At 33.3% G+C, this 20,149-nt stretch carries 9 protein-coding genes and 2 pseudogenes; 7 read left to right on the top strand and 4 right to left on the bottom strand.

Annotation, left to right across the window (positions count from 1 at the left end):
• Positions 1-1,325: 1,325 nt before the first annotated feature.
• Together VP395_RS15595 and VP395_RS15590 are read right to left on the bottom strand one after the other, a co-directional pair.
• Positions 1,326-2,411: a mediator complex subunit 15 domain-containing protein gene (locus tag VP395_RS15595; RefSeq protein ID WP_346242960.1), complete on the bottom strand. Its 1,086-nt coding sequence runs from the start codon at positions 2,409-2,411 to the stop codon at positions 1,326-1,328.
• A gap of 4 nt (positions 2,412-2,415) precedes the next feature.
• The gene (locus tag VP395_RS15590) at positions 2,416-2,889 is read right to left on the bottom strand and encodes a T9SS type A sorting domain-containing protein (protein ID WP_346242959.1); all 474 of its coding nucleotides are present in this window, start codon (positions 2,887-2,889) and stop codon (positions 2,416-2,418) included.
• Positions 2,890-4,023: 1,134 nt separating this feature from the next.
• On the opposite strand from VP395_RS15590, the gene VP395_RS15585 reads away from it, so the two are divergent.
• From VP395_RS15585 to VP395_RS15560, 6 genes are all read left to right on the top strand, one after another.
• The gene (locus VP395_RS15585) at positions 4,024-8,220 is read left to right on the top strand and encodes a PAS domain S-box protein (RefSeq protein ID WP_346242958.1); all 4,197 of its coding nucleotides are present in this window, start codon (positions 4,024-4,026) and stop codon (positions 8,218-8,220) included.
• Positions 8,221-8,222: 2 nt separating this feature from the next.
• Positions 8,223-8,861, top strand: a complete 639-nt coding sequence (locus VP395_RS15580) for a response regulator (protein WP_346242957.1) — start codon at positions 8,223-8,225, stop codon at positions 8,859-8,861.
• Between the two features lie 442 nt (positions 8,862-9,303).
• A complete protein-coding gene (locus VP395_RS15575) occupies positions 9,304-11,301 on the top strand; it encodes a hybrid sensor histidine kinase/response regulator (RefSeq protein WP_346242956.1) in 1,998 nt (665 codons plus the stop codon).
• Positions 11,302-11,399: 98 nt separating this feature from the next.
• Positions 11,400-11,816, top strand: a complete 417-nt coding sequence (locus VP395_RS15570; RefSeq protein WP_346242955.1) for a response regulator — start codon at positions 11,400-11,402, stop codon at positions 11,814-11,816.
• 21 nt (positions 11,817-11,837) lie between these two features.
• The gene (locus VP395_RS15565) at positions 11,838-13,040 is read left to right on the top strand and encodes a sensor histidine kinase (RefSeq protein ID WP_346242954.1); all 1,203 of its coding nucleotides are present in this window, start codon (positions 11,838-11,840) and stop codon (positions 13,038-13,040) included.
• A 417-nt stretch (positions 13,041-13,457) separates the two neighbouring features.
• Positions 13,458-13,673, top strand: coding sequence for a hypothetical protein (locus VP395_RS15560; RefSeq protein WP_346242953.1), 216 nt, complete (start codon positions 13,458-13,460; stop codon positions 13,671-13,673).
• Positions 13,674-13,923: 250 nt separating this feature from the next.
• Here VP395_RS15560 and VP395_RS15555 read toward each other — a convergent pair whose 3' ends face one another.
• Positions 13,924-18,990 (bottom strand): rhamnogalacturonan lyase family protein, encoded by a 5,067-nt coding sequence (locus VP395_RS15555; RefSeq protein WP_346242952.1) that lies wholly within the window; start codon positions 18,988-18,990, stop codon positions 13,924-13,926.
• 621 nt (positions 18,991-19,611) lie between these two features.
• Here VP395_RS15555 and VP395_RS15550 point away from each other — a divergent pair.
• A pseudogene (locus VP395_RS15550) lies at positions 19,612-19,818 on the top strand (transposase); the annotation flags it as partial.
• Positions 19,819-19,989: 171 nt separating this feature from the next.
• Here the strand turns inward: VP395_RS15550 and VP395_RS15545 are convergent.
• A pseudogene (locus tag VP395_RS15545) lies at positions 19,990-20,149 on the bottom strand (MFS transporter); the annotation flags it as partial.

Here is a 20,149-nt window from a genome sequence, read left to right as displayed (position 1 = left end):
ATATAAAAAATTAAGTAGCTCGGATAATTGTTAATATTCAAGATGTGTTTTTTTTGCACACATTTCGTTTGCTATCGGAGGTCATATAGAAAAATGTATTTTATGTTATACAGTAAAACGTTTTTCAAGGGATGGATTTAGAGGCTGGTATTTAAAAACGTTTTTTTATGTTAGTCCTATATTGAGCGGGGAGAATCCATCGCTTTAAAAATGAACCAAACTCGCCAGAGCGAGTGCGGTAGTTTTTATAATTAAAATAAGTATATTAATTGTAATTGGGAGATAGGGCATAGGCTTTGGTTCTTCCCCTGCCAATTTGATAAAGTACCTTGTAATAAACCAGTTTGTTTATTTCCCTATCAAGGGTCGGAGTACTAATAGGCTCTGGCAATAATGTTCTATGGTTGACAAGCTTGCTACTTCTTGAGCGGTAATAATATTTACAATGTTAGTTTGTCTATTGGTAAGATCCATTCACAAATTTAAGAATTCTGATGGATATAAAAGTGCGTACATTAGATGTTGGCATTTTAATTCTTTTACGTATTAAAAGCCCCAACATCTATCGAGCTAATACTATGAAGTGTTTTTGGGGAATTCAAAGCTTAAAGTTTATTTTTTAGTAAAAAAATTATTGGTTTTACTGGGCTGAGCGAGTTTTTTCGTAAAAATCTAATTTTCAAATCCTCATAAATATTTCAATAACTTCAAAAAAGACCAAAAGGCAACAAAGTGAATTAATAGCCTGTTTTTTCACGGAAAAAATTATTGATTTTATTGGCTTACCAGCGTTTTTCCGTGAAAAATGATTAGAACTCTATTCAATTAAAACCTCGAAACTACTGAAAACTAAGGGTGCATAAGCCGTAACATCGCTTTAGCGTGTTACCCTCTTGCTCTACCTTAGTTTTGTAAACACACTTTATATAGAGGATTTTTTTTATGATAGTAAGTACTTGTAATGAGTAACTTTATATCGGGGGAAAACTCTCAATAATTATAATCTGTGACCAAACTATAGAGTGTACTTAGAAATAAGTCCATTGAAAGGACAATGTAACTTTGAAAGTGATGATAGGGTTTATAAAAACAAAAAACATGATCTAACTCATAATAAATTAAAAAAGTTTTGGTACATGTACTTTTTTGATGTGAAAGGAGTAATCTATAAATAAAAATGATCGTTGCCTATTTAAAATTAGTGGATTTATAGTAAATCATTAATTTTCAACTATATAAAAAGGGTTAGACTTTAATTAAAAAATCTAACCCCAGTTATTTTAAACCAACACACTTTTAATATAGCGTCAATTTATATTTCTATATTATTTTATCTCCTTTACTATAATTTTACCAATTAAGTTCACATCTGTTCCTTGTGTTTTCTCAAGTTCCAAATTGATATCCGTTGTTGGCTTAATCAAACAGCTTGTAGTTGAAATATTATAAGAAACATCAGACCCCCCTTGACCAAAGTAAAGCTCAGTTGCAAGATATTGACTGTTTGTTGCATCTTTTAATTTGTATGTGTGTCCTCCAGTTGCGTTGTATATGTAGAAAGCAACAGATACTTCATACATTTTGTTTGCATGTAGTGTAATAGAAGAACCATTCATAGTAACACCATTTACATATGTTGCAGGTGGGAACATTGCTGTGAGTGATTGTGCACCTAAAGTGCTTGCGTTTCCAATGTAGCCATAAGCATACTCAGGAGCTGTTGAACTACCACCAGTAGCACTGATTACTCCACTAGTAATATCAATACCTGTCCCTGCTGTATAAGTTCCTGCAGGACCTTGAGGACCCATTGGGCCAGTTGCGCCATCTAAACCATCAGCACCATTCAAACCTGCTGGACCTTGAGGACCCATTGGGCCAGTTGCGCCATCTAAACCGTCAGCACCATTTAAACCTGCAGGACCTTGAGGACCCATTGGGCCAGTAGCACCATCTAAACCGTCAGCACCATTTAAACCTGCTGGTCCTTGTGGTCCAGGTGTAGAACTGCCAGATGTTTTTGCATATAGTGCATAAGGTACACTTAGCATTTGGCTAGTGCCTGTAATGGTATAGTTACTGCCTCCTGTAGGGTCTGTTTCTATTTTAAGAAAATAGGTGTCTGTCCCCCAATCTATGGTAGGAAAATCACCTGAAACAGGAGTTCCTGTTCCTATCTCTAAAGTTACTAACCCGTTAATGTTAGTACTTGCATTTTGGGTTTCAACATAAATAGCTGTACCAGAGGAAGAACCTTGTAATATACTTATTTGTGTACCAATGTTTTGGTTTGTAATAAGGTTATTATTAACATCTCTAACAATAGCTTGGTAGCTTACTTTACTTGGGGTTTGAGCGAAACTAATAGCTGTAAATAATACGGTCGCTATTAAAGTGTATAATTTTTTCATATTCTTAATTTTTAATAATTTTAAATGATTTTAATTCTTTACTACTTTGGTTTACTTTAAGGATATAAGTACCCATTTCTAAATGTTGCATGCTTATTTGCGTAGTTTCTTTTAGCGCTCGTCCTTTTGCAATTGTTTTACCTTGAATATCATACATTGTGTAAGTTAGACCCTTTAAGTTGGCGTCTTTTAGTTTGAGTACAATAAAATCAGTAGTTGGATTTGGATAGGTGGCTAGCTTTAAGGCTACGCCTGTAAATTCTGGATTGCTCAATGAAAATACTTCAATACTTTGTTGAATCCCTTGTGTTAAAGTACCATTGCTGCCGGAATTGGTTGTGTAAACTAATTGTCCAACCGAATAGCTTAGTGTTCCGCCACTACCAGTGGCTTCTCCTCCCGATGCAGAGAGGCTTTCTTGTGAAAAAATTGAATGTGTAGCACAGAGTAATAATGCTACAAGTGTAGGTTTTATCATATAGGTTTTGGGGTTTTATAGGATTTTATTTAAAGTTTTTAATCTTTAAACAAAAATCCTTGGTTTGTTCTGCACAAATTAAATGCATTAAGGGTTTTCTAATGGTTTTTTATATTCTCAATTAGAAATTTATTTTTGCTTAAACTTACAGTAGTTTTTGCTTAGCAAAGTGGTTTTTTATTCTTAAAGAAGTAGATTTTAGATACTTAGATGCATTGTACTTTCAATAGGATTTTAAAGTATGAATAGTCAGTTTTTGAATAAAATATTATTCTAAATTTCAAAATAATAATTTATCTTCATATTAGTGATTTTTGATTAAAGTGTTGACTTTAAATTAAATATGTTATCTATTTAGTTTGCTTTTATAGAATTACCTTTTTCATTTATTTTATAAATAAGATTTCAAGATATATTACTTAGTTTTAAAAAATAAACAAAAAAAACAGAAAGAATATTCATCTTAAAATTGAAGTATAAAACTCTTATTTGTACATAGAAGAAAAGTAAGTTTTAGTATAAAAACAATACTTTTTGCCTGTTAAAAACGTACTTAATCGATGTTATTTTGTTTGGGTTTAGAGCTTTTGCTATAGGAATTGTTCTTTTTTATGTTTATTAGTAGATTATTTATTAAGAGAACCTGAGGTTTTTCAATTATTGGATATTACTAAAATGGAAGTCGACTATATTCAAATATTGAAAATCATTAAACAGTAAATGTTTGATTGTCTAGTTTTTTTAGGTATTGTGTAGTTATCATTAAAAAATCAGTTGGCTGTATTTTCAATTTATAAATATAAAATTGGTAATACCTGAAAAGTGCCATTGGAAAAATCTATAAGCACAACTTTATATTTTTTGAAAATCAAGAAAGGAGTTTTAGCTGTGTTCTCATAATTATTCTATCAGTTTATAATATGAAGAAATTATGCTAAATCTTTTCAAGGTTTTTAAACTAGAATTTCTGCAAAAATTAAAATATTAGTATTGATTAATATATCAAAAAATTTATATTTTAAAACCCATTAATTAATATCAAAAAAACAAACCATTTAATCAAAACTAAGAAGTTTAATTACTTATTTTTTTTTGTATTTTAGACTATCTAGATTAAGAAACCCCAAAAGTATTATGGATGGAATAGCGATCACCCAATTATTAGTTTTGACTTTACAATGTGTTATTGTTGGCTCACTGCTATTATTCCTTTTTAAATTAAGATCTATTTTTGGTTTGAGTTTAATATTTACTGCACTTGGAGTTTTTCAATTTATGCAGACTTTTCTTGTTACTGCGTTTTATATTGAAGTAATTCCTGGAATTATGGTTTCACCGGGCTCTATGGTTCTGTTCACGGGCAGTTTATTTGCCATACTTCTTATTTATATTCGTGAAGATGCCCATGAAGCACGAAAAGTTATTTATGCATTACTCGCCGCTAATTTGGTTTTAGCTGTATTACAAATTATTTTCAATTGGTCTGTAAAAGGGCAACATGTTATAAATGTTTATAATTTACCAGAAGAAGTTTTTATCACAAATTCTAGAGTGTTAATAGTAGGTACTATTGTACTGTTTATGGATGCTTTTCTTATCATTTTTATATATGAAATCATTTCAAGGTATATTTCTAGTCTTTTTTTTAAAATATTTTTCTCTATGTCCATTATAGTCAGTATCGACTCCTTGTTTTTTTCTTTAGGAGCATTTGCTGAAACGGACATGTTTTCTCAAGTATTATTTTCAGGTTTGATTGCAAAGATTTCATCAACTGTCATTTATTCATTGCTTTTTTGGATTTATTTGTACTTTATAGATGAAGAAAAATTAAAACCAAATAGTAACAACAATGGTTTTGAGGATATTTTCCATACCCTCACTTATCGTCAAAAATACGAACAGGTTTTTCTTGAAAAAGAAAACAAATCAATTGAATTAAAAAAAAGTGATATTCGCTTTCGAACACTTTTCGAAAGCATGGCAATAGGCGTAACCTATCAAAACACTTTTGGTAAAATTATTGATGCTAACCCCGCTGCTCAACAAATTTTAGGATTAACACTTGAGCAGATGCAAGGAAAAACATCTATGGATCCTGATTGGAAAGCCATTCATGAAGATGGTTCCAATTTTTCTGGTGAAACTCATCCCAGCATGATAGCTATGAAAACTGGGAAAGAGGTAAATAGCGTCATAATGGGGGTTTTTAACCCAAATATTAACGACTATCGATGGATAAAAATAAATGCAACTCCACTATTTAGAAATTCAGAAAAAAAGCCTTACCAAGTTTTTACAACTTTTGAGGATATCACCAATGAATTACGCGGAAAACAGGAACTAAACGAGCTATATACTAAATATCAAAATATAATTCATACAGCCAATATTGGCATTATTGAGTTGGATAAGAACGCAAAATATACTTTTGTCAACCCCGCTTGGGAAAAATTATTTGGATATAGCAGTAACGAAGTACTTGGTAAAAGTAAAGAGCTTATATTACCAAAAGATCAACCTACCAATTTATTGTTTAATAAGTTATTAAATGGAGAAATTTCAAACTATCAAATAGAAAGAAAGTACCAAGCTAAGAATGGTAAAGCGGTATGGGTCGATTCATATATAGCAACTAATAATGATATACATGGAAATTTAAATTCGATTGTAGGCGTTATGGTAGACATAACCAATCGTAAGCAGTCAGAAGAGGAACTTAGAAATTCCGAAAACAAATTAAGTCAGTTACTTAATAATTTAAAATCTGGTATCGTAGTTCATGCACCAAATACATCTATAATGTATTATAACCAAAGAGCTGCGGAAATATTAAATTCAAGATACGATGATTTAACTGGGAAACAAATATTCGATTATCCTTGGGAATTTTTACGTGAGGATGGCAGTATTTTACCAATTGAAGAATATCCTGTTAAGCAAATTATAGAACACAAAAGTGCCATTAAAAACATGATAATAGGTATGGCCCATTCCGGAACTACTGTTTGGGCATTGCTTAATGGCTTCCCTGTTTTAAATGAAAAAGGCGAAATTAAGGAAGTAATAATTAGTTTTATTGAAATAACTGAGAGCGTATTAGCAAATGCAAAAATTGCTGAGAGTGAGGAAAAATATAAAAATTTAGTAGAATATTCACACGACTTGATTTGGGCAATAGACGCTAATGGGGTGTTCACTTTTTTCAATAAAGCATCTAAACTTATTTATGGCTATGAACCTGAAGAATTAATAGGAAAATCATTTTTCAACTTTATTCCAAAAACACAAATTGAGAAGGAGATAGCCACTTTTGAGGAATTTGCTAATAATAGGGAAAAAATATTAAATTATGAAAGCCAGTTTATTCATAAAGATGGGCATACTATATATACACTTTCAAATGTAAGAATCTTAAAGGACAATTCAGGAACTTTTATAGGAGCTACAGGTATATCTAAAGATATCACAGAGAGGAAACATAAAGAGGATGATTTAAAGGTCTCAGAAGAAAGGTTTAGATCAATTGTTGAAGCTGCACCAGACCCTATTTTTATCCAAACAAACAATTGTTTTGCTTATCTTAATAAACTTGCTATTAAACTTTTTGGAGTAAAAGATGAAAAAGACTTACTTGGAAAACCAGTACTTAATTATTTTCATCCTGATTTTCATAAGAGCGCACAGGAAAGGATAAAAAACTTGAATATTAATAAAAAAATAATGCTTGGTCCTTTTGAACAAATCCTTATACAAGAAAATGGAAATGAGGTATGGGTAGAAACAAAAGGACAACCTATATTTTATAATGGTGAAAATGGCGGTTTGGTTTTTATTCGAGATATAACTTATCGAAAAAAAGCTGAAAAGGAACTAAGTGAATCCAAATCATTACTTGAAAGCATTAATAACAATTTACCAGGTGCTATTATCCAATACAAACGAATCCTTAACGGTGAAGATGCATTAATTTACACTAGTGAAGGATCAAAAGAACTATGGGGTATTTCTCCAAAAGAAGCCATGGAAGATTGCAATATAATATGGAATCAAATAGATGATGAATATGTGGTAGAAGTGAAAAAGGCTATTGAGGATTCATTTGAAAATCTAAGTCCTTGGAACTTTGAGTATAAAAACAACTTGCCCAACGGTACAGCTAAATGGATTCAAGCAATTGGAATACCACAAAAACTAGATGATAATAGTGTTGTTTGGGACTCAATTATGTTAGATGTAACCACAAGAAAAAAAACGGAATTAGAATTAAGTGCTTCCCAGGCTAAATATAAACTATTAGCCGAAAATATCACCGACGTTATTTCTTTGCATGGAACAGATGCAACATACGAGTATATTAGTCCTTCTGTTAAAGAAGTACGCGGATATGAGCCCGAAGATTTATTGGGTAAAAGCCCAAACTACTTTATTCATCCTGATGATATTTCTGAATCAAAAAGCCAAAAGCATTTAGAAAAATTGCTAAAAGGATTACCAGTTAAAATAATTTATAGATTTAAACATAAAGAGGGGCATTATCGGTGGGTTGAATCAAATAGACAACCAATTATGAATGAAAATAATGAAGTTGTTAAGATAGTTTCTTCATCACGAGATATTACCGACCGTATTGAAAAGGAACAAGAAATTATAAGTTATCAAAAATCTTTACAAAACTTAACTACAGAGATGATGCTTGTTGAAGAAAAACAACGTAAAGAAATCGCTGCCAACATTCACGATCATCTTAGTCAATCGCTTGTAATCTCAAAAATGAAATTAAATGATTTAAACAAGGAAATTCAATCAAATGAAAAACGAAAAGAAATTGGAATTATAATAAAGCATATTTCGGAAGCACTTGAAAACACCAGAAAAATAACTTACGAATTAAGCCCTCCTGTACTATATGAACTTGGATTGATTGAAGCTATACATTGGCTTGCAGAAAAAATAGGAGATGAAAACAAAGTAAAAGTTCAGTTTACAACTGATTTTAATGAAATTGAACTTACAGAACCCAAATTAATACTTATTTACAGAGCCATACAAGAGATTTTAACAAATGCCGTAAAACACTCTGGAACTAATCAGATTGATATAATTTTCACTAGATATGGACAAGGTCTGCAAATTGTAATAGAAGATAAAGGAATAGGATTCATTGAATCACAAATAAACATTTCGAGAAAATCAAATATTGGGTTCGGGTTGTTTGCAGTTAAGGAAAGAATACAAAACCTAAATGGTACTTTTAGTATAGATTCTAAACCTGGTTTCGGCACTAAAGTAAAATTGTTTGTACCTTTGAATCCCAATAAATTTCTATAGCTATGAAAATTAAAATCTTACTGGTTGATGACCACAGAATTCTTAGAGATGGGATTCGAAATGTTATAGAAAAAAACGCTTCAATGCTAGTTGTAGGCGAAGCAAAAGATGGAAGAGAGGCCATAAAATTGAGTAACCAACTTAAACCAGATGTCGTTATTATGGACATTGCTATGGATGGTCTTAATGGCGTAGAGGCTACTAGAAGAATTGTACAGGAAAATCCAGAAACAAGAGTAATTGCTTTGTCAATGCATTCCAATAGACGCTTTATTATTGGTATGTTTAAAGCAGGGGCCTATGGTTATTTGTTAAAAGATTGTGATTCGGAAGAATTAATTAAAGCGATTAAAACAGTAGCAATAAACCAAAAGTACATAACTCAAAATATTTCCAGTGTTATTTTAAGCGAAATAATTTCTGTTCATCAGGAAGAAGAAGTAAATCTAACGGCTCGGGAAAAGGAAATACTCCAGTTGATTGCCGAAGGAAAAAGCTCAAAAGATATAGGTGAAATTTTGTTTCTAAGCTCAAAAACTGTTGATTCGCATCGAAAAAACATTATGGATAAACTGGAACTACATTCATTACAAGAATTAACAAGGTACGCTATAAGTATTGGCCTTATAAGTCTGGATTGATAGCCATATTAGTTTTTCTACTGCTTTTACTCAGAAACCTAAAATACCAAAAACTTAATAATAGACACGTATTTAAACGTAAGAAAAAATGTTCGAAAATTAAGAAATATGCTTATTGCAGAATGATACTAACTCCCCCATATTTGCATAATTAAAAGTTAACAATAGCAATTTACAATTTTTTAATTAACTTTTATTAGAAGAGCGCAATGTGAGAGACTGCGCTCTTCGCATTTTTTAAGTATGCCACCCTATCTACATTGGTGTTTTTTATGTAAAAAACATTTGTCAGCTTACTCCTTTCTATTTCAATTGAGTTTATTATAAATTATAGAGTTTAGAATAAAACTAAGCATTTTACATCCATTATTAGGAAATATGCCTATAGTTTAATCTTAATTTTTAATTAACCTTTACATTGATATAATTTAAGTAAAAGATTATGATGGATAATGAGTATGGAATAGTTTCCCAAATGGGTATTGAAAAAGCGACAAAAAAGTTTGAGGTTCTTTTTGAAGAAATGCCAGAGGCATTTTTTCTGCATAATTTTAGGGGAAACATTAAAAAAGCAAACAAAAAAGCCTGTGAGTTTTTCGAATTGACAAAAGAAAACTTGGAAACAATGAATGTCACATCTTTCATTTCTAATGATGTAATTGACTCATTTAAATCTGGCTTAAAAAATCAAATTGATGAAAAACAATTTCGCTTAGAGACAAGTTATAATTCCAAGAAAAATACTAAAGTTCCGGTTGAGATAACTTCAAGAATTATTAAACTTGGAAAAGCAGGAATGATCCTTACTGGGTTTAGAGATATTACTGTTCGAAAACATTATGAAAATTTACTTATAGAGGCAAAAATACAAGCTGAATGTAATGAAAATGAATTGAAATTAATTTTCGATAATTCACCTTCATCTATTTTTATTTTTGACGAGAAATTGAATATCCTAAGAATGAATAATAAAGCTGTTGAAAAATTCAAAATTAATAGCTCCGAAATAGGAAATCTAAATATAGGCGAATTAATAAACTTTATTATATCTGGCTGCAACTCTTTTCATTACAATGGTAACAATGCATCTTCATTATTAAATATTTTCTTAGAAACCACAAAAGGCATAAAATTTACTAAGGAAGAAGTGCAAGTTTCCATAAAAACAGATAATTTACTTATAGATAAAACATTTCAAGTTTCAACATCCTTATTAAATAATAATAATCATTCTGTTTATCTTGCTACTATTGATGATGTTACAAAACGAAAAAAAATAGAACAAGATCTTTTATCTGCCAAAGAAAAAGCCGAAGAATCTGATAGGTTAAAATCAGCATTTATACAAAATTTACATCATGAAATAAGAACTCCATTGAATGGGATTCTAGGATTTATCGATTTTTTTGCTGATGACAGCTATAATTTTACTATCGAAGAAAAGCGTGAGCTAATCGAGGTTATGCATAAAAGCGGTGATCGATTATTAAAAACTATAAATGATTTATTAGAAATTTCGAAACTCGAATCTGGAATACAAAAAGTAAATAATGAAATATTTGATTTAAAAACCCATTTAGGCCACTTTATTCAGGAACATCAAATAAAATTTCATAAATCTGAAATAGAGTTTATATATGAAATAGATTCTAGTCTTGAAAAAAAGATGATTAATACAGATAAATCAAAATTATTTCAAACAATTCAGAATTTTTTGGATAATGCCTTTAAATTTACTCATAAGGGTATTATTAATTTAAAGTTTTGTGCAGAAAATGATAGTCTAATTATTTATGTTGAAGATAGTGGTATAGGGGTTGCTCCTGAATTCCATGATTTAATTTTCAAACCTTTTTGGCAAGTTCATAAAGATTTAGACCGATATTATGAAGGTAATGGGCTTGGGCTTGCCGTTTCTAAAAAAACAGTTTGTACTCTAGGAGGTGAGCTGTTTATGAAATCGGAACTAGGAAAAGGATCTACCTTTATTATTAAATTGCCTAAAGCAGTCGTATTTCGAGAGCAGCAGGTAAGTTCAAATACAATAACCAATAAAGAAGTAAGTTTAGAAGGCAAAACCATATTGATTTGTGAGGATGATAAGTTTAACCATATCTATTTAGAAGCAGTTCTAATACGCGAAAAATGTAAATTGATTCATGCATCAAATGGCATCGAAGCGGTGGAACTATTTAAAATGAACCCAGCTATCGATATCGTGCTAATGGATCTCAAAATACCTGAAATGAATGGTTTTAAAGCTAGTTCAAGAATAAAGGAAATAAGAAGTAATATACCAATAATAGCTCAGTCTGCTTTTGCTTTAGATAATGACAAGCAACGAGCCTTTAAAGCAGGTTGTATAGATTATTTAACTAAACCTATAAATAGCGATCTTTTAATTGCTACAATAACAAAATATCTTAGCTCAAGTTCTTAAAACTAATTAACATAGCATAATAAACATAAATTTATAAGCAACTAAATAGGTCTTTTTAAGCATTTTCCTTAGTTATAAATCTATAAACTTTATATAATTTGGCATTTGATTTTAAATGTACAATCTCTCTCCCTCTCTCTCAAATGGTGCGTAGAATAAAAATACTTTTAGTTGAAGACGATTTCGAAATAGGTAAGTGGTTAAAAAAGTGTATTCTGGAAATTAAAAACATAAAATCTTTATGTTGGGAAACTAGTTTAAAACAAGGTTCAATAGCTTTTTACCGCTATAATCCAGATATTATTATACTTGATTTAAAACTACCCGATGGCAACGGAATTAATTTGCTAAAGGAAATTAAGCGCCATAAAGTTCAATGCAAAGTATATGTATTTTCTGTGAATAATGAATGTAGAAAAACGTGTTTACGATTAGGTGCTGATGCTTTTTTTGATAAAGTGTATGATAGTCAAAAGCTTATTAATAGTTTGAGTCAATTAAAACACAAATTTTAAATATTGAAACAAAATAACTTTATGGAAAAACCAAAAGATTATTTACATGAAAGCGAGCGATTAAAGGATTTAGAGTCCTATTCTATACTTGACACTCTTTCAGAATCTGATTATGATGACCTCACAGCTATAGCCGCAGAAATATGCGGTACTGAAATTTCCTTAATTTCATTAATTGATGATAATCGTCAATGGTTTAAGTCAAGTCATGGTATAGATGTTTCTGAAACTCCTAAAGAATATTCTTTTTGTGCGCACGCTATAAATGAACCTGAACATGTATTTATTGTTCAAGATGCTAGAGAGGATGTTCGGTTTCATGATAATCCATTTGTATCCAATGATCCTAACATAATTTTTTATGCTGGAGTTCCTTTGCTTAGCGATAATAAGCACCCCTTGGGAACTTTGTGTGTAATTGACTACGAGCCAAAATCATTAAGTAAAAGTCAAATTAAATCATTGAAATCGTTAGGAAACCAGGTGATGAACATATTAAACCTGAGAAAAACCAAATTAATTTTAGAAAAGACATTAATAAATTTAGAAGAAAAGAATAAAGATTTAGATCGTTTTGCACTTGTGGCTGCTCATGATCTTAAATCACCTATTGCTAATATCAGTGGGTTGACTAATTTATTTGTTGAAGAATATAGCGCTCCGATTAATGAAAAAGGAAAGGAGTTGCTTGCATTAATAGAGGAGTCAACAACCGTTTTAATAAATCTAATTGATGGATTGCTTAAATACAGTAGATGCGAAAATGTATTAAATGAGGGTAAATCAAAGATATATCTAAATGATTTAATGCGAAACATCACTACTCTTTTTCCAAATATGCCAGAATTGAAAATTCAATTGCAGACCTCAATTGATGAGATATACACTAATAAAGAAGCTCTAAATCAGGTGTTGCTAAACCTTATTACTAATGCTGTAAAGTACAATGATAAGGAGACTATTAAAATAGAAATAGGGGTTGCATCTTTAGCCACTCATTATGAATTCTATGTTAAGGATAATGGACCTGGAATTGCTTCAGAAAACCAAGAAAAAATTTTTGATATTTTTCAAATAGCGGCAAAAAAAGATAGATTTGGTAGGTGTGGTAATGGGATTGGTTTGGCAACCGTAAAAAAAGTGGTAGAAAAAGCATGCGGGACAATAAAGTTAGAATCACAAATAACAAAAGGAACAAAATTTATATTCACAATTGAAAAATGATGATCTACAGCATTGGCAGTTGTTTATGTTGGATTTCTTTATAAGGTATTGCAATTAACCTACAGAAAAACGAGTATAAGGAAATCAAATATTGATTGATAAATTTTGTATCTTTATGTATTCAAAAGCAATCAAATTTTGTTTTTAACTCGTTCTTTTGAACTTTAGTGTGCAATTCGGTGAGTCATACTTAAGAAATAGTGTTTAAATCGTTATAATTCAGTGGTTTGTAGAATTTAAATTCATTCTGCCACCCCGACAAATTGATATATAAATCACAATTAAAAACCTGTTAATCATATGATTAACAGGTTTTTTGCATTTTAAAGTATCTTATTTAATTTAATTGCTTTGGTTTGGTAAAAAAAGTGACCTATTCGGTTACCTATACTAAAAAGGCATAAAAAAGGTAACCGAATGACTGGTAGCACTAAAAACGGATGGGTTAGCTATTGGCAACCTCATGCCGATTCAGAATTGGAGACGGCCATTGTTGCATCCAAAGATTATTTTATAAATTTTGAAACTTATGATACGGAATTAGTTGACCAAAGCAATATAGTAAGTCCAAACTACTTAAATGCTTTTTACCAACGTATAAACAACCCTTTGCAAGTTACTCTTATAAAATAGCCCTAAGCTTATTAAATTAAAAACATATTTCTATTCTAAGAATAAAACGGTTTTTCTGTTTTAGAAAGTCACTAATAATTTATATTAAAGTTACAGCAGTACACAAAATATTATTATAAGGGTTAAAAATTGTCCATTAGCATTTTATTAATCATTATTTTAATTAAATACTTCCATTTTTAAATCAAAAAAAAAAAAGGTGGAATCTATTCAGACCCCACCCTTTTAGATTAATCAGTATAATATTATTTTATAACTTGATCACCCTTTTGGTTATTTGTGATTTAGAAGTTTTTACAATAAGTAAATAGACTCCCGATGTAAGATTGCTCATATCTAATTGGTATTGTTTATCCCCAGTCTTAACCGCATTGGTTTGTACTAACCTACCGCTGATGTCTATTAAATTCATACCAACCAACTCCATTCCTAAAGCAATCGTTATAAATTGGGATGTTGGATTAGGATACAGCCTAAACTCTACTGGTTCTGATTCAAAGTTTGTTGATTTCTTATTTGAACTTTTAGCCGATGAGCCTGTACATGTTATTTGATTTTGTGTTGCATCATAAGCTAGACTGGTATGTGTAACATCGTCCACACAGAAATCAACCGTAACGTTTCCTTTGTCTGTTGATGTGGTCTGTAAATAAGCATAACCATTCGAATCCGTAATACCTGATACACTTTCTCCAAAATTACCATTAAACGTTCCATAAACCGTCGCACCAGACACTGGATAGGATTGATCGTCCAAAACAGTTACCGATACTGCTCCATATTTCTGTCCCTTCCCAGCACTTACGGTACTTGTCTCCATAGCATTAACTGCCATGTATGCAGTACTTGCTGGGGTTACTGTTATGTTATAGGTTACGCTACTCACAGCACCGCAATCATTGGTATGTGTAGCCGTAGCGGAACAAGAACTGGTTAAAGCTACACTTTGCTCACGTAAAGAACCTGAGGTGCCACATCCACTCCAGCTCCAGAATCCGCCAGTTGCTGGATATGGACCAAATTCTATAGCATCCCCTTCATTGACTGTGATATCTGTTCCTGTAAACCACCCGGTCGAGTTAACATTATAATAAGGTGTTATCGTTGAAGGAGAACAATTTCCAGTAATAGTAACAGCGGCCGATGTGGTTGCCTGGTTATCGTTATCAGTTGCCACAGCTGTCAAACTGAAAGATCCAGTACCAATTGTCCAGTTTACCGAATAAGGACTCGTGTTATCGACCCCCACAGATACACCATCTACGAAAAATTCTACCTGAACAACATTTCCATCAGAATCTGATGCATTAGCCTCAATACTCACACTGCTTCCATTGGCGAAACCGGATCCATCAGTTGGACTGGTTATACTTACCGTTGGTGGTTCTGGAGTACTTGTTGGGGTTACTGTTATGTTATAGGTAACGCTACTTACACCGCCGCAATCATTGGTATGCGTAGCCGTAGCAGAACAAGAGCTAGTTGAGATTGTACTTTGCTCGCGAGAAGGACCTGAGGTATCACATCCACTCCAACTCCATGTTCCACCAGTTGTTGGATGTGGACCAAATTGTATGCTATCACCTTCATTGACTGTAATATCTGTTCCTGTTGCCCATCCGGTCGAGTTAACATTATAATAGGGAGTTATCGATGAAGGAGAACAACTTCCTGTAACATTAACTATGGCTGACGTGGTCGTCTGATCATCATTGTCAGTGGCTACAGCGGTCAAACTGAAAGATCCTGTACCAATTGTCCAGTTTACAGAATAAGGACTCGTGTTATCGATACCCACAGATGCGCCATCTACGAAGAATTCTACCTGAACAACATTTCCGTCGGAATCTGATGCACTAGCCTCAATATTCACACTGCTTCCATCGGCAAAGCTGGATCCATCAGTTGGACTGGTTATACTTACCGTTGGTAATTTTGGAGTTGCATTTCCTGTTGTAATAACTGCTATTGATGTTGAGGTTGAAAGGTCATTATCAGTGGCCACTGCCGTTAAGCTGTACCCCCCAACACCAATGGTCCAGTTGACTGAATACGGACTAACATCGTCTACTCCTATGGAAACTCCATTTGCAAAGAACTCCACTTGCGAAACACTACCATCTACATCGGCGGCAACCGCTGTGATTGGCACATTGGTACCTTCATCGTAACTTGACCCATTGGTTGGATTAGTGATGCTCACTGTAGGTGGTGTATTTGGCAGCAAATTTCCTGTTACGCCAACAGCTGTTGATGTTGTGGTTACAAGATCATCATCAGCTGCCACGGCAGTTAAGCTATAACTTCCATCTCCAATGGTCCAGTTAACCGAATATGGACTCGTAGTATCGATCCCAACAGACTCACCATCAACAAAAAATTCAACTTGGTTAACATTGCCATCGGAATCTGAAGCCGAAGCATTGATAGTGACGTCCGACCCTATTAAATATTGCGCTCCTTCCGATGGACTGGTGATACTCACTGTTGGAGGTTCGTTTGCAACTCCATCCAGCGATGCAATTTCCTGCTCAGAGAACACATAATTATAAATCCGGAAATCATCAATACGACCATTAAATAATGGATCGGACCATTGGCTTTTACCAATATAGTTTTGCACGGGCTTGAAATCTGACGGATTAATGGTTGACCCTCCATTATATTGAGCCACATTATCGCCATTCAAATAGAGTGTAATGGAGTTCGAATCCAGCGTTATAGCAACATGTGACCATTTATTAACGGGTAATGTAGGCCCTACAACATTTTGAGTTATACCATTATCCGTAATTGAGAATTGTAAAGCTCCATTCGAGTTACCGGCCGTAAGGAACATATTCTCTGTTTGGCTTTTACCAAAATCGAAAATTCTTTGCCAGGGGTTTCCACCACTCCAGTAGACCCAGGTGGCTACGGTTAAGTTATCAATATCATCTACGATTCCAGCTGGAACTGACACATAATCATCTACACCATCAAGCACTATGGCATTGCCTATCTTACCTGGTGAGAACGTCGCTTCACCAGAAACCGTACCATTATTTCCATTCCCAGAGTTATCTGATACGGTTGTGCCACCCGCTTCATCAAACTGATAGTGTACCATATTCTCCTTGACATTTACTTTAAAATTTGAAAAAGAAACACAACCTGAATCATTCGTGTGGATAACAGTAGCTAGGCAAGATGTTGTTGGAGATAGAGTCTGCTCTCTTGACGTTCCCGAAGCACCGCAGCCAGTCCAGCTCCATGTCCCACTGCCATCTGGCTGTGGCGAAAATGTAACTGACGATCCTGGCTCTATCGACACCTCATTTACCTGAGCAAGTGCCCCACCATCTATTCCAATATAGGGTACTATTACTGTTGGCGTACAATCAGCATTTACCAATTGAATATTAGGAGATGGTGGTGTATCCATTCCGCCACCAAAATAAAACCCAAGATTTGGAGGCTGGTTATACGAATTGTTCTGCCATGCAATAGCTAACCTATAGTTAGGATCATGCATTAAAGTGTACATTCTTTGGTTAGTAGCGAAAGGACTAACAAAAACAATTAAACCTGTGTTGTCACTACGTCTGTATATAACTTCTTCCCGCCAGTCACCCAAAATATCGGCCATAAGGGAAGGATTCGATTTACTTGCATTATTAGCGGAAATAGGTGCTACATTATACAATGTGGCTACCCTGTCGGTGCCGGTGCCGTTCCATTTAGTTATTACCGTTCTGTCGAGTATTTCACGTTGAACATCACCATCCCACCAAACACCAAAATTATAAGAAGCCCCATTACCCGCAGTAGTTGGCATGGCAGTTGATATTTGTTGACCTGTACAGCTGCGAAGGCCAGAACCATCAGATCCCCATATTTCCATACCTTTGTAGTTTGGGTCTACATCGGCAGCCATACTTCTTCCAATATCGCCACTTGACCAATTTGCCCATTGTATGGCACCGTTCTCAGCATTTCTTAATGATAAACCCGGGATATCTGTGCCATTAGCATACTCTTGACAGCTAAAATATTCCAAACCGGGACTATCAGGATTAATATCTGCCAAATGAGCAGCATCGCCGTGACCAAAACCGGTAGAGTAAAGCCCATTACCATATTCATCAACCGCCATACCTCCATAAGTTATCTCGTCTCTCCCATCACCATCAACATCACCGGCAGCAAGATTATGGTTCCCTTGTCCGTGATAAGCAGTGGCTACACCATTAGGACTGCTATCCCAGGCCCACTCCTGTGTTAAAGTTCCATTTCTAAAGTGCCATGCTTCAAGCTTTATGCGTTCATAAATTCCTCTGCCGATTACAAAGCTAGGATTTACACCATCAAGATAGGCCACTGCCCACATGCATTTGGTAGCCCTGTGGCCCAGTTGAGAAGCGTTTTGACCTGGCTGCCCCCATTGTTCTATTGGTGCAAGATCGATATACGAATCCCAGGCAATTTCTCCACCCGTTTTGCCATCAAATATTGATATGTAATCGGGCCCTTCGGTTCTGAACCAAAAAGGACCATTTTGTGCCGCTGAAGAACGATAATTGATTTTTCCGTCGCCATTTCTGTCGCCAATATTATTACCTAAGCCGTCAATCATACCATCTGAAGTTCTGGTAGCAACTTCGGCCTTTCCATCGTTATCAAAATCGTATACCAAAAAGTTCACCTCTACCGCGTGTAACAAATTAGGTCCCAAATCAATGGCCCAAATAAAGGTACCATCAAGTTCATAAGCTTCAAGATAGTGATTATGGGGTGAGGTAGGAGATTCATCATTTGAGAGTCTTTTTACCACAATTTCATATTCCCCGTCTCCATCCAGATCGCCAACAGAGGCATCATTCAGGTGATGGGTATCGTAACCTCCGTTAACCGACCTGACCGGAATAGTGAAATACTCACGTCCTCTAATGCCCGTAGCAGCAGAAAGCGCTTGCTCTGTTCCACCAATAACAGCAGCTACATTGTAAGAATCATCAGTACTGGTTGCATCAACATAGTTTGAAACACTAAGATTGGAAGCAATTAGCGTTGACCCACGATATAGGTTGTAAGTAGCATTCTGGGTGTATTCGTCACCGGGAATTCGCCAACTTATTAGCACTGAATTAGTATTGGTTCGCATGGCAATTAATCCTCGATCAAGGTTTTCCATGTAACGTTGTCCGAAAAGTGAGCAACTCCAAAGAGTCATGATACTAATTAAAGATAGGCTCACAAACAACTTGTTCTCAAATAATTTTTTAACAGTGAATTTATAAATTAACAGTGGAATTTTAATGGTAAGCTTAGTTTTCATAATTAGTTTAATTGGTTATTTTTTTAGTTGAAAGTTTAGTTGTTTTTATAAATTCAAACAACACACTCAATGGAATCTGAACAAATATATTTTCGATTTCCGCTATATCCATCCTGCACTTACATGTACAATCGATTGTTTTTTAACTAAAAAACCTGTAAAATGACAAAAATAACCGTGATTAATTATCATAATTTCAAATAGTCAATATTTAAAAACGAAAAGCTGTTTATTAAGAACCACCTTACTTAACATTTTAAATTGTAAAAAGATAAAATAAATATTGACTATTTAGTTATTTGCCCATGTAAACGTGTTGATTGATTTTTTTTAGGGCTTAGTATAACTTTTTCCTCATTTCTGTACTAACAAACTAAATATTTATTTACTCACTATCTATTTATTTATTTATAGAAAAATCACAATTAGCTAGACTAAATAATATATGCTTAAAAAGCATAAATCTTTCATTTTATCCTTAACTTATTTTTTCATTAAAAATTTCAAATAGTGGCTGTACAGTAAAAAATTAAGAAAACCTATGATTTACGACAATAGTATCAAAATGGCCAAACATCAAGTAATAACTCAAAAAAACAAGTGTATAATATACTTTGCGGCACCCCTTACTCCTCTTGGGAAAGAGGCACCAACGAAAACACCAACGGCTTCATTAGAAGGAACTTCCCAAAAGGAACCGACTTTAACCTTATTGACGAAAAACAACTCTTAAGACTTGAACATAAATTCAACAATAAGCATAGAAAAATTATCGGTTACAAAACACCTAAACAAGTATTGGGATTTGAGTTGAAAAACGTAGCTTAATAACACTAAAAACCTAAAACTCTTTGTTGATTTATGACATTAAATTCATCAACTTTACTTCAATTCGATTTTTTTACCCTTTACAAAACTCCATCAGAATTCCAAAGATCAATATTATAAAAATTAGTTTATTCATATACTGAGAATTTATTGAGTACTCAACTAATTTCTTTATCTAGGCACACTAAACAACAAAACAATTCCAACTAGAAAAACAAAAATAGAATACCATTTCTCATACTACCAGTAATTTGGTCTATTGATGCAAAAATGACCATGCCTATTTTTTCGGCAACATCGTAAAAACTAAAATATGAAGTAGTATCATCAG

It is taken from the genome of Mariniflexile soesokkakense, from assembly GCF_039650365.1.
Lineage (GTDB): Bacteria > Bacteroidota > Bacteroidia > Flavobacteriales > Flavobacteriaceae > Mariniflexile > Mariniflexile soesokkakense.
Note: the sequence above shows the minus strand (reverse complement) of the source record. Positions and strands in the feature narration are given on the sequence as shown.

Bases quoted from the DNA above. Each gene is read 5' to 3' on its own strand.
- VP395_RS15555 (WP_346242952.1), bottom strand. From the start codon at position 18,990: ATGAAAACTAAGCTTACCATTAAAATTCCACTGTTAATTTATAAATTC.
- VP395_RS15560 (WP_346242953.1), top strand. From the start codon at position 13,458: ATGACTGGTAGCACTAAAAACGGATGGGTTAGCTATTGGCAACCTCAT.
- VP395_RS15585 (WP_346242958.1), top strand. From the start codon at position 4,024: ATGGATGGAATAGCGATCACCCAATTATTAGTTTTGACTTTACAATGT.
- VP395_RS15590 (WP_346242959.1), bottom strand. From the start codon at position 2,889: ATGATAAAACCTACACTTGTAGCATTATTACTCTGTGCTACACATTCA.
- VP395_RS15595 (WP_346242960.1), bottom strand. From the start codon at position 2,411: ATGAAAAAATTATACACTTTAATAGCGACCGTATTATTTACAGCTATT.
- VP395_RS15575 (WP_346242956.1), top strand. From the start codon at position 9,304: ATGATGGATAATGAGTATGGAATAGTTTCCCAAATGGGTATTGAAAAA.
- VP395_RS15580 (WP_346242957.1), top strand. From the start codon at position 8,223: ATGAAAATTAAAATCTTACTGGTTGATGACCACAGAATTCTTAGAGAT.
- VP395_RS15565 (WP_346242954.1), top strand. From the start codon at position 11,838: ATGGAAAAACCAAAAGATTATTTACATGAAAGCGAGCGATTAAAGGAT.